Consider the following 11,773-nt stretch of genomic DNA (forward strand, 5'->3'; position numbering starts at 1 on the left):
AAGGAGTTAAAATGAAAAAAGATATTCACCCAAATTATGTTGAAACAACCGTAACTTGCGCTTGTGGCAACACTTTTAAAACACGCTCAAACAAAGAAGAAATCCGTGTAGATATCTGCTCAAACTGCCACCCATTTTTCACAGGTAGCGAAAAAATCGTAGATAGCGCGGGTCGTGTTGAGAAATTCAAACAAAAATACGGAATGAAATAATTGCTTTATTTCGTTCCTACGCCGATAGGAAATCTCGCTGATATTTCAACCCATGCCCTTGAAATACTCACCAAATGCGAGATTTTTATCTGCGAGGACACAAGATTTAGTAAAAAACTTCTAAACTTACTTAGCGAAAAATATCAGATAAATTTCACTCCAAAAGAGTTTTATTCGCTTCATACGCACAATGAAAGAGAATTTTTCGCCAAATTTGACACCTTAAATTTCACCCAAAAAAATTGCGCATTTTTAAGCGACGCTGGCATGCCTTGCATTAGCGATCCAGGGATTGCGCTTGTGAAATTTGCCCAAAATAACGGCATCGAATACGAAATTTTAAGCGGGGCAAACGCGCTTTTGCTAGCAGTCGCGGCTAGTGGGATAGTGCAGAAGGAATTTTGCTTTTTAGGCTTTTTGCCAAATACTGGCAAAGAGCGCAAAATCGCCATAGAAAACATGCTCAAAAACCCCTATCCATGCGTGATTTACGAATCGCCAAAGCGGATTTTAAGCCTTGTTTGTGGTATCGAAAATTTAGACGAAAATCGTCAAATTTTTGCCATAAAAGAGGCGAGTAAAAAGTTTGAAACCAAATTTTTTGGCAGCGCAAAAGAGCTAACCCTCACCCTAAAAACCGCGAATTTAAACGGCGAGTGGGCTGTGGTGGTAGCTGGTGCAAAAGAGGCAAATTTCGAAAAAATCAGCGAAAACGACATTAAAAGCCTTGAAATTTCACCTAAAATCAAGGCAAAATTGCTTGCCAAAATCACCGGAAAATCTGTCAAAGAAATCTACAACGATTTGATAAAATAAGGCATCTCTTAACCATTTTTTGCTAAAATCGCAAAATGATTATTTACGGAAAACAATTATTTTTACATATTTTAGAACACCATAGCGAAAAATTTGTTCGCATTATGCTTGCCAAGGAGTGCGAGAGCGATATTTTTCGCCGTATTGCGCGCACTGGCGTCAAAGTCGAGCGCGTAGATAGCAAAAAAGCCCAAGCTTTGGCGCATGGTGGCAATCATCAAGGTTTTTTAGCTGAGGTTAGCGAGTTTGAATTCGCTGAGTTTGCGAGTGTGAAAAACGATGATTTTTTGGTCGTTTTATACGGGCTGACCGATGTGGGAAACATCGGCGCGATTATGCGCACGGCTTACGCTTTGGGCGCAAATAGCGTGATAATTGTCGCAAATAATCTAAACATCGAAGGCATTTTAAGGGCTAGTTCGGGCGCAGCTTATGAGCTAAATGTAGTTAGGCTCACTGACGGGCTAGGCGCATTAAACGAGCTAAAACAAGCTGGGTTTGAAATCTGCGCTGCTAGTGCTGACGGAGAGAATTTCAAAGAGCTTAAATTTGCCAAAAAAAGAGCGCTTGTCATGGGAAATGAGGGGTTTGGAATCCCTGCAAAAGTGCTTAAAAAATGCGATAAAAAAGTATCGATCAAAATGCGCGAGGGCTGGGATTCGCTAAATGTAAGCGCTGCTTTTGCGATACTTTGTGATAGGATTTTAAATGGATGAGAAGGAAAAAAAAGATCTAGATTTAGAGCGTTTGCGAGGCATGGATTTGGGTGAGGTCGCCAATGCAACGCATATCGAAGTGGAAAATTTAAAAGCGATTTTAGATAAAGATTTTCAAAAACTTGCGAATTTTAATGTCGCTGGATATATTAAAATTTTAGAGCGCGAATTTGGGCTGGATTTGAGCGAGTGGTTGAGCGAGTTTAGGGCTGCAAAGGCTAGTTTTGAACCAAACAAAAGAGCTCATGTCGAAAAGGTCTATGCGCGTGCAAGTGGTAGCAAAAGAGAGGGTGGAGGCTGGATAATATGGCTAGTGGCGATATTTTTGATAATCGCTGCGATTTTTTATTTCGAGCTTCATAAGAAATTTAACGAATTTTTAGGCTCCATGCTAAATGAAGAAACTAACGCCACATACTCCGATAATAGCGTGGTTAGCGATACGCAAAAACAGCTAGAAAATGTAGGCATCAAGCCTTATGAATCGCCGCGCGCATCGGAATTTAACGCTAGCGATTATAATACAAGTGATTACAATGCAAGTGCGCCAAATGCGCTAGATCGAAGCATACAAATCATCAAAGCAGAGGCTAATGCAAGCGACGCAAATGCAAGCGATAGCAATGCTAGCGATAATAACACAAGCGCGAAATTTAGCCCAAGCGATGAGCTTAAACTCACACCGCATGTTAAAATTTGGCTAGGAATAATAAATTTAACTACTGGCAAAAAACGAGAATTTGTCACAAGCGAAAGCTATACGCTAAGTGCTAGCGACGAGCTTTTAATCGCTACTGGGCATGGTATGTTTGACATAGGAAAGCCAGGCGATTCAGTGAAATTTAGCGAGAAAAACACAATCAAACTCCACATCAAAAACGGCGAAATAAACAAAATTTCAAACGAAGAGTTTATTCGGCTAAATAAGGGTAAAAAGTGGTAAAAATCGTTTTCGCGCTCGCGTTTTGTTTGGGGTTGGCTTTTTGTGCGAGCCCTAGCGAAATTTTGGCGCGTTACGATATCAACGCAACCGATGATTTAAGCGATAAAAACGGCTTTGCTGACCTTACAAAGATAAGCAAAATTTTAGAAAAAAACCAAATTTTAAATTTCACTCCAAGCGATAGGGCGCGCGGGATTGAGATAAAATTTCTAACAAAGCAACATTCAAAATTTCTTTTAAAACCGCTAAATTTGGTCTTTGACAGGCTAAATTTAGAGAATTACAAAAATTTAGCTTTTCTAAATTTAGACGAGGGCGAAAAGCTAAGAAGCATACTTTTGCGCACAAACCGCATGATTGATCCAGGCGCGATTTACACAGAGCTTAAAAAGCATAAAATTTATGTCGAGGATTTTATGATTTTAGGCGATGTAATGCTGTTTCGCCTGAATTTTGAGAGTATGAATTTACTCACAAACAAAGAACAAAACGAGCTAAAAAGTAGCTATTTTATAAATATCACAAACACCAAAAAAGCAGTTGTTAAAACCAAAGGCGCGCAGGTTTGGTATCCAAACATAGCCTTTTATGACAAAAATTTAGACGAAATTTCAAACAAAATCAGTGAAGCAAAAGTAAAAGAGTTGGAGATTAAATTCCCGCCAAATGCGCATTATATGCACCTTTGCGACGCATTTGCTGGGGAAAATATCAAACAAGGCTTAGAAATCAAACTTATAGGAGGATGAGATGTTTGACGAGATTAGATTTGGCAAAATCGAGCGATTGCCTAATTATGTTTTTGCTGAGGTCAATGCGATTAAAATGGCAGCACGCCACAAGGGCGATGATATAATCGACTTTTCTATGGGTAACCCAGACGGCCGCACGCCACAGCACATCATCGACAAGCTTTGCGAAAGCGCGCAAAAAGATAAAACTCACGGATATAGCGTAAGTCAGGGCATTTACAAGCTTCGCTTGGCATGTGCTAACTGGTATAAGCGCAAATACGGCGTCATGCTAGATCCCGATAGCGAAATCGTCGCGACAATGGGCTCGAAAGAGGGTTTTGTGCATTTAACAAGCGCGATAATCAACCCTGGCGATGTAGCCGTGGTCCCAGATCCTGCCTATCCGATCCACACCCAAGCTTTCATTATAGCAGGTGGAAATGTGGTGAAAATCCCTTTGCCTTACGATACGCAAACTTTGGAATTTGACGAGAATAAATTTTTCATCGAGCTTCAAAAAACATTTGATGAGAGTATTCCTAGACCAAAATATGTCGTGGTAAATTTCCCGCACAATCCAACAACCGTAACCGTCGAAAAGAGCTTTTATGAGCGCCTTGTAGCAATGGCGAAAAAAGAGAGATTTTATATCATCAGCGATATAGCTTATGCTGAGATTAGCTTTGATGGATACAAAACTCCAAGTATCTTTGAGGTCGATGGCGCCAAAGATGTCGCAGTCGAGGCATATACACTATCGAAAACTTACAATATGGCTGGTTGGCGCGTGGGTTTTGTGTGCGGAAACAAACGCCTAGTTGCCGCGCTTAAAAAGATAAAATCGTGGTTTGATTATGGTATGTTTACCCCGGTCCAAGTCGCCGCTACAATCGCACTCGATGGACCACAAGAGTGCATTGATGAGATAAGGGCGACTTATCAAAAACGAAGAGATGTCTTGCTAGAAGCCTTTGGCAACGCGGGCTGGGAGATCGCGACCCCACAAGCTAGCATGTTTGCATGGGCAAAACTGCCTCCGCAATGCGCCGGATTAAAGAGCATGGAGTTTTCAAAACAGCTTCTAACACAGGCTTGCGTGGCTGTTAGCCCAGGAATTGGCTTTGGAAGTGCGGGAGATGATTATGTGCGAATTGCCTTTATCGAAAACGAAAATAGAATCCGCCAAGCAGCGCGAAATATCAAAAAATATCTTAAAGAGGTCAAATGAGAGTAGCGATTTTAGGCGTCGGAACCGTCGGTAACGAGGTAGCAAACATACTCATCGAAAACGAAAAGCTAATCACTGCGCGCGCTGGGGTTAAAATCGAGCCAGTTATCGGCGTGGTGCGAGATCTAAGCAAAAAGCGCAGTGCCAAAATCCCGCTAAGCGATGATTTAAATTCAGTCATAAACCGCGATGATATCGATGTTTTTGTTGAACTTATGGGCGGGGTCGAAAAGCCTTATGAGATAGTTAGTGAAATTTTAAAACGCAAAAAGGCTGTCGTTACTGCAAATAAGGCACTTTTGGCTTATCATAGATATGAGCTTGAAAATTTAGCCGGCTCCACGCCTTTTGGTTACGAAGCTAGTGTAGCGGGCGGAATTCCGATAATTAAGGCTTTGCGCGAGGGTTTAAGTGCGAATAAAATCGAAAAAATCATCGGTATATTAAACGGCACTAGCAATTATATCCTCACAAATATGATGCAAAAAAACGAAAATTTCGAAGACGCGCTAAAAAAGGCGCAAGAGCTAGGCTATGCTGAGGCTGATCCGACCTTTGATATAGGCGGATTTGACGCAGCACACAAACTTCTAATCCTAGCTAGCATTGCTTATGGGGCGCAAGGTAGGCCCGAGGATATTTTGATTAAAGGCATTGATAGGATTAGCAAAGAAGATATATATTTCGCGCACGAATTTGAGTATGTAATCAAGCTTTTGGCGATTGCAAAACGCATTGACGAAAGTCGTGTCGAGCTTCGTGTCCATCCAGCCCTAATCCCGCAAAACGCAATGCTTTCTAAGGTCGGCGGGGCGATGAACGGTGTGAGCGTTTTTGGGGATTGTATGAGCGAGAGTATGTTTTATGGCCCAGGAGCTGGCGGTAGGGCTACGGCAAGTGCAGTTATAAGCGATTTAATCGATATCGCTCGCGGTAACAAAAGCCCGATTTTGGGCTATAAAAAAGAGCTTGAAAATGATTTTGTGATTTCGCCTATGAGTGAAATTCGCACGAAGTATTATTTGCGAATTCGCGTCAAAGACGAAAAGGGCGTTTTGGCTAAAATCACAAACATATTAAGCGAAAACAACCTCTCAATTGATAGCTTTTTGCAAAAACCAAAGCAAAAAACCGAGGAGTGTGTTACGCTATTTTTCACCACTCACACGAGCTTGGAGGCCGATGTCAAGCGCGCTATGGGCGAGCTAGACGCGCAGGAGTTTATCATACAGCGACCATTTATGATTAGAATCGAAGAGTAATGGGGCTAAAAAATTATCTCTTTGGTTTTTCGGCGGAGGATAGGGCTGCGCAGTGGTTAGAGCAGAATAAATTTAAGATAATTGCGCGAAATTTTCACTCACGATTTGGTGAGATTGATATTATCGCGAGCAAAGATGAAATTTTGCACTTTATCGAGGTTAAGGCGACTAGTGGCGATTACTGCGCTGCTAGCCGTGTAACGCCTGCAAAGATGAGCAAAATTTTAAAGGCGATTGATTATTACATTTTGACAAACGAAATTTGCGATGATTGGCAGATTGATTTAATTGAAATTTATCCGCAACGGATAAATTTTATCAATAATATTTCATTATAACCCAAATTTTTACCTTTCATTAATATTGTAAAACTATAATAGTCCGATTTTCAACCAAATTTATTTAAAGGAGAATTTATGGGAAAATATATCGAACTTACATCTGCAAATTTCAAAGATGTAGTAGGCGAGGGCGTTGCGTTAGTTGATTTCTGGGCTCCATGGTGCGGACCATGCCGTATGATTGCCCCTGTCATCGACGAGCTAGCAAACGAGTTTGAGGGCAAAGCTAAAATTTGCAAGGTAAATACCGATGAAGCGCAAGATTTGGCAGTAGAATTTGGCGTTCGCTCGATCCCAACTATGCTATTTTTCAAAAACGGCGAAGTTGCAGCTCAACTAATCGGCGCGCAATCAAAACAAGTAATCACTGATAAAATCAACTCATTACTTTAAAATTTAAGGGCGAAAGCCCTTTTTATTTTTCACTGAAATTTAGCCCTAAATTTGATTAAAAAATAAAACAAAGGAGAAAAAATGTTAGATTTAGCAATCATCGGTGGCGGTCCAGCTGGGCTAAGTGCGGGACTTTACGCCACAAGGGGCGGACTTAAAAATGTTGTAATGTATGAAATGGGTATGCCAGGAGGTCAAATCACAAGTAGCTCCGAAATGGAAAATTACCCTGGTGTAGCGACCGTGATGGACGGCATGAGCTTCATGGCGCCATGGCAGGAGCAGTGCTTTCGCTTCGGGCTCAAACACGAAATGATAAGCGTCGAGCGTATCAAAAAGGACGAAGACGGCGCATTTAGCATAATCTTAGAGGGTGGCAAAACCGCTCGTGCTAAGGCTGTAATCGTAGCCACAGGCTCGAAACCTCGCAGAGCAGGGGTCAAGGGCGAGGACGAGTTTTTCGGACGCGGGGTTAGCACATGCGCTACTTGCGACGGATTTTTCTATAAAAACAAAGAAGTAGCGGTGCTTGGCGGTGGAAATACTGCGCTTGAAGAGGCGCTGTATCTAGCAAACATCTGCTCGAAAGTCTATCTAATCCACAGAAGAGACGGCTTCCGCGCTACGCCAAACACTATCGAAAAGGTCAAAAATAACGAAAAAATCGAGCTTATCACAAATGCCATTGTCGATGAGATTAAAGGCGATAATAGCGGAGTAACGAGCATTGTCGTTAGCGATAAAAACACAGGCGCAAAAAGAGAATTGAGCCTGCCTGGGATTTTTACCTTCGTGGGGCTTGATGTGCGAAACAGCGTGCTAAGGGACGAAAATGGCGATTTTATCTGCAATATGAACGACGAGGGCAAGGTCGTGGTAAATCTAAAAATGCAAACAAGCCTGCCGGGTCTTTTTGCGGCGGGTGATTTGCGCATAGATGCGCCAAAACAGGTCGTTTGCGCAGCCGCAGACGGCGCGACAGCCGCCCTTGGCGTGATTTCATATCTAGAACACTCAAATTAGTCAAATTCTTAAATTCCAAACCCCAGCCACGCCTTGTGGTTGGGGTTTATGTAAATTTAAAATTTTTCAAAAATACTAAGTTTAAATTTTAAATTCGTATAAAATTTGCAGAATTGTGAATTTTGGAAAATTTTGTGCTAAGAATTTGAAATTTTAAAATTTAAATTTTGGCGAGAGAGTGAGGGAATCGAACCCCCCAGAAAGCGGTCAACCGCCCTCTTATCGGATTTGAAGTCCGCAGACGCCACCAGGTCATCATCCTCTCCAAAACTCGCCATTATAGCAGGCTAAATTTGATTTTAGATTAAATTTTTAATCTAGATTTGCTCATTAAGAGTGAAGGCAGGATTATGAGCGCGCCAAGCAACAAAAGTGCCATTACAAGGCAGATCAAAAGCCCAAAATAAATCGTCGGCCAAAAATTGCTTATCATCATAACGCTAAATCCCAGAATTATCGCAAACGAAGTATAATACATCGCATACCCGATACTAGCGTGGCTTGCGCGGATTGCTTCTGCGCTATCTTGCGTGCGCGCGAACTCGCGTCGGAAGCGAAATAGATAGTGTATGACATCATCTACGCCGATACCGATACTAATCGCGGCAATCGTAATACTCATGATATCTAGCGGAATGCCCAAAATCCCCATTATCCCAAAGCAAACACAAAGTGGGATTAAATTTACCACAATCGCGATAAATGCGTAGCTTAGCGAGCGGAAAATCAAGCAAAACAGCACAAACAAAACCCCAACCGTAATGCCAAGCGTGCCGATTTGCGAGCTCATTAGGGTTTGGAGCATGTTGTTATAAAGCACCATTATACCGCTTACCTGCGCGCTTACGCCGTCATTTGCGAGCAATTTATCTAAATCATTTTGCAAATTTTGCAAAAATTCATTTCTGCGCAAATTTGGATTGCTATCAATCGTGCGAACGCTAAAATGCGCCTCATTTTCTTCTATGCTAACATAGGGTGAAAGCACCATTTCTCGGTAGTTCTCAGGCAGTTCGGAGTAAATCAGGGCTAGCATTAAATCATCTAGCTCTTCGCCCGAGTTTATCTCACGCCCGACTTGCAAAAGCGAGCTTAGAGAGCTTACTTGCCCGATAAATTTGTGATCGCTAATGTTTTGGTCTTTTAAAAATGCGTGAGTTTTGCCTATAATGCGCATTTTTTGGGAGCTAAACCAGTATTTTGGGTCGTTTTCGTTCGCGGCGTATTCTGCCTCGAATTCGTCCATTTCCTCGCTTGGCGCGCTCTGCGATTTTGGGAATTTTATCACGATATCGAGTGGAATCGTGCCGCCAAGCTTGGTGTCGATGACTTCCATACCGGCATAAATCGGGGTATTTTCCTTAAAATATCCGATAAAGCTATTTTCCACACGCAATTTGCCAATGCCAAAAAGCCCAGCCAAAACAGCTAGCGCGCAAACTGCGTAAATTTTGCCTCTGTGATTTAGGGCTAAATTCGCACAAAAATGGGTGAAGCGAAACTGCTTCTCAAAACTGCGATTATTATGCGTGCGCCTAGATATGCTCATCACCGCGCCAAAGAGGCAAAACACCACGACTAGCGAGCACGCAATTCCCACGCTCATCATAATTCCTAGCGAAATTACAGGCTTAATATCGCAGAAAATTAGCGACATAAATCCCACAATCGTGGTAAAAATCGCAAAAAAGCATGGCTTAGCCCGCTCGCGCAAGACCGCATATACTAGCTGGCGTTGCGAAAAGCTAGGAAATCTGGCGCTGTATTCGCGGTAAGCTACGATTAGGTGGATACATACTGAAACCGTGATGATTAGCACAAGGGCGATGAAATTTGAGCTAATTACGGTGATTTCAAAGCCCAAAAGCCCGAAAAGTCCGCTACTAATCGCCACTGAATAAAGGCAAATTATAAGCGGAAGCACGATGAATTTCGCCTGCCTAAAAAAGAGCCAAAAGCACGCTAGCAAAAGCACTAGCGCGCCCACGCCATAAGTGCTAAGATCATTTCTTACATAGCTTATCATATCATCGGCTATCATATTTATACCGCCCAAAAACAGCCGCTCGCTAGGGTGCGCGCTAGAAAATTCGGCGATTATGGCTCGAAGGTTTTGCAAATTTTCGTGGTCTTTAATGCGTAATTCATCTCTGTAAGCTTTGAAATTTTGCTCGGCAAGTTTTAAATTTTGCTTTAAATTTGAAATTTCGGAATTTGCCAAATTTGATTTTTTTGCCAAATTTAGGGCATTTTTCGCACTATCTCGCGCACGAAGCAACTCTTCGTATTTTTTCTCTGGCTTTAAATTTATCAAAATTCCAGTCGTGCCAAAATCCGCGCTGACTAAATTTGAAGCGTAAAATGGGCTAGTTAGTAGCTCACGCTTAGCAGCGGCTAGGTCGATATCTGCGTCTTTTAGCGTGGGGATATGTTTTAAAAGCTCGCTCAAATCGCCCTTTTTGTTTAGTAAAAGCGGCACATTTCCCAAATCCACCACGCTATCAACGAAATCTAGCGCGCTAAATTTGGCGTTAAGCTCTGCTATGTTTGATAGCGTCTGTTTGCTTAGCAAGTCTTGCGAGGGTGTGTATGCCACGACGAAAAAATTCGGCGTAGCATATCTCGCGCTAACTTCGCGCCAAATTTCAAGGTCTTTGTCGTTTTCTAAAAGCAGGGTTTGACTCGAAGCGTCTATTTCTAAATGTGTGCAAAAATAACCAAAAAAGAGCGCAAGAGCGCTAAATATAGCTAAAACGCTCTTTGGAAATTTGACAATTAAGCGAAAAATGCGTTTCAAGCGTTATTTGCCACTTTCGATTACGGTCGCATTAAGGCGTTTCAATAGCTCGTCAAAGCCCAAATTTTGCGCGACATCACCAAATTGTGAGCGGTAGGTTTGGATTAGGCTAACGCCCACGATATCGACATCGTAAATGCGCCAATCGCTTCCAGTCGGGAAAAATTTAAAATCTATTGCGTAGTTTTTATCTTCGCCGATGATTTGCGTTTTTAGCACGCGTCTTTTTTCGCTTGGAGCTTCTTTGCTTAAAATTTTCATATCTTGGTCGGTATAAAGTGAGAGTTTATCGATAAATGAGCGTTTCAAATGCGCCTCGTAAGCTTTGTTAAACTCGGCGATTTGGGCGTCTGAAAGGTTCGCATAATGCTTGGCAAGGGATAGTTTTGCCATTTGTTTATAGTCGAAATACTCATCAAATAGGGCGAAAATTTTGGCTGGTTTAGCGTCCTTTGCGAGCGCGCCGTCTCTCATAATCGAAACTGCTGTGGCGACCTTTTGGCTCATTACTGGCTCGATATCAGCGTCGCTAATAGCGTGTGAAAAACTAAAAAGCAAAAACGCCAAAGTTAAAATTTTAAAAAATTTCATTTTTATTCCTTTATTTTTTGTTCTCTGCTTTGCTCATAAGCATCGCGTAAAAATGGGTATAAATCCACAGCCCCGCTTGTCATTTTCTCGTAAAATTCAGGATCGCGAGAGTAATCGTTAAAAATCCTAAACGCATTTACCGACATGCTCACGGTGTTATCGTCGATATAATTTATCGGATTGGTGAAAAAATCGCCCACAAGCCCGAAAGTATCGCGCAGGTTGCTAGACCCTAGTATCGGCCAGACGATATGCGGTCCTGCTGGCACGCCCCAGTATCCTAGCGTTTGCCCGAAATCCTCATCGTGGCGCGGTATGTTAAAATGCAAAGTCGCCGCGTCGCTAAGCCCAGCAAAACCGATTGTAGTGTTTATCAAAAATCTCTTTGTCTCGTCCCATGAGTTTTCGAATTTGCCCTGTAAAAGGTTGTTTGTCAGGCGCATTGGATACATTAGATTGTGGAAAAAGTTCGCAAACGCCCCTTGTATGGGATCTGGCATGACATAATCATAGCCTGTGGCCACAGGTGTCACCAAATAGCGATAAAACACATCGTTAAAGCCAGTCATTACGCGGTTATAGCCACTTAGTGGATCGAAAACTTCCTTTTGACTATACTCGGCGTCAAACTCATCAATCTCAGCGCTAGTATCGGTAGCATACAGCGCACAGCTACACGCAACAGCGCATAAAAAAGCTCTATGAAATTTCAACCCT

General features: G+C 42.2%; 13 protein-coding genes and 1 tRNA gene. 10 read left to right on the top strand and 4 right to left on the bottom strand.

Going from position 1 to position 11,773, the window contains the following annotated elements; all coding sequences use genetic code 11:
* The first annotated feature begins 11 nt into the window (after positions 1 to 11).
* The 10 genes from rpmE (at position 12) to trxB (ending at position 7,668) form a co-directional block, all read left to right on the top strand.
* Entirely contained in the window at positions 12 to 212 is a 201-nt protein-coding gene (gene rpmE / locus PF027_RS00805) for a 50S ribosomal protein L31 (RefSeq protein WP_270858428.1), read from the top strand.
* Positions 213 to 1,028, top strand: coding sequence for a 16S rRNA (cytidine(1402)-2'-O)-methyltransferase (gene rsmI, locus PF027_RS00810; RefSeq protein WP_270877290.1), 816 nt, complete (start codon positions 213 to 215; stop codon positions 1,026 to 1,028).
* 35 nt (positions 1,029 to 1,063) lie between these two features.
* Positions 1,064 to 1,744 (top strand): 23S rRNA (guanosine(2251)-2'-O)-methyltransferase RlmB, encoded by a 681-nt coding sequence (gene rlmB / locus PF027_RS00815; RefSeq protein ID WP_270877291.1) that lies wholly within the window; start codon positions 1,064 to 1,066, stop codon positions 1,742 to 1,744.
* Positions 1,737 to 2,687 carry a helix-turn-helix domain-containing protein gene (locus tag PF027_RS00820; RefSeq protein WP_270872116.1) on the top strand — a complete coding sequence of 317 codons (951 nt, stop codon included), beginning with the start codon at positions 1,737 to 1,739 and terminating at the stop codon, positions 2,685 to 2,687. The genes rlmB and PF027_RS00820 overlap by 8 nt, the downstream gene beginning before the upstream one ends.
* Positions 2,681 to 3,436 carry a hypothetical protein gene (locus PF027_RS00825; RefSeq protein WP_270872117.1) on the top strand — a complete coding sequence of 252 codons (756 nt, stop codon included), beginning with the start codon at positions 2,681 to 2,683 and terminating at the stop codon, positions 3,434 to 3,436. Before PF027_RS00820 ends, PF027_RS00825 begins: the two co-directional genes overlap by 7 nt.
* A gap of 1 nt (position 3,437) precedes the next feature.
* Positions 3,438 to 4,649: an LL-diaminopimelate aminotransferase gene (locus PF027_RS00830; RefSeq protein WP_270862213.1), complete on the top strand. Its 1,212-nt coding sequence runs from the start codon at positions 3,438 to 3,440 to the stop codon at positions 4,647 to 4,649.
* Positions 4,646 to 5,911: a homoserine dehydrogenase gene (locus tag PF027_RS00835; RefSeq protein WP_270872118.1), complete on the top strand. Its 1,266-nt coding sequence runs from the start codon at positions 4,646 to 4,648 to the stop codon at positions 5,909 to 5,911. Before PF027_RS00830 ends, PF027_RS00835 begins: the two co-directional genes overlap by 4 nt.
* On the top strand, positions 5,911 to 6,249 hold the full coding sequence (locus PF027_RS00840) for a YraN family protein (RefSeq protein WP_270865861.1): 339 nt from the start codon (positions 5,911 to 5,913) through the stop codon (positions 6,247 to 6,249). The genes PF027_RS00835 and PF027_RS00840 overlap by 1 nt, the downstream gene beginning before the upstream one ends.
* Before the next feature lie 78 nt (positions 6,250 to 6,327).
* Positions 6,328 to 6,645, top strand: coding sequence for a thioredoxin (trxA, locus tag PF027_RS00845; protein ID WP_270862210.1), 318 nt, complete (start codon positions 6,328 to 6,330; stop codon positions 6,643 to 6,645).
* A gap of 81 nt (positions 6,646 to 6,726) precedes the next feature.
* Positions 6,727 to 7,668, top strand: coding sequence for a thioredoxin-disulfide reductase (gene trxB / locus PF027_RS00850; protein WP_270872119.1), 942 nt, complete (start codon positions 6,727 to 6,729; stop codon positions 7,666 to 7,668).
* Between the two features lie 168 nt (positions 7,669 to 7,836).
* Here the strand turns inward: trxB and PF027_RS00855 are convergent.
* From PF027_RS00855 to PF027_RS00870, 4 genes are all read right to left on the bottom strand, one after another.
* A tRNA-Sec gene (locus PF027_RS00855) sits at positions 7,837 to 7,934 on the bottom strand.
* A 38-nt stretch (positions 7,935 to 7,972) separates the two neighbouring features.
* On the bottom strand, positions 7,973 to 10,465 hold the full coding sequence (locus PF027_RS00860; protein WP_270877292.1) for an efflux RND transporter permease subunit: 2,493 nt from the start codon (positions 10,463 to 10,465) through the stop codon (positions 7,973 to 7,975).
* Positions 10,466 to 10,468: 3 nt separating this feature from the next.
* Positions 10,469 to 11,056, bottom strand: coding sequence for a Tgt2/MlaC family protein (locus tag PF027_RS00865; RefSeq protein WP_270872121.1), 588 nt, complete (start codon positions 11,054 to 11,056; stop codon positions 10,469 to 10,471).
* 2 nt (positions 11,057 to 11,058) lie between these two features.
* Complete coding sequence (locus tag PF027_RS00870; RefSeq protein WP_270872122.1) at positions 11,059 to 11,769, bottom strand: MlaA family lipoprotein; 711 nt, start codon at positions 11,767 to 11,769, stop codon at positions 11,059 to 11,061.
* Positions 11,770 to 11,773: the final 4 nt, after the last annotated feature.

Source organism: Campylobacter sp. VBCF_01 NA2 (assembly GCF_027797205.1).
In the GTDB taxonomy this organism is placed as follows: domain Bacteria; phylum Campylobacterota; class Campylobacteria; order Campylobacterales; family Campylobacteraceae; genus Campylobacter_B.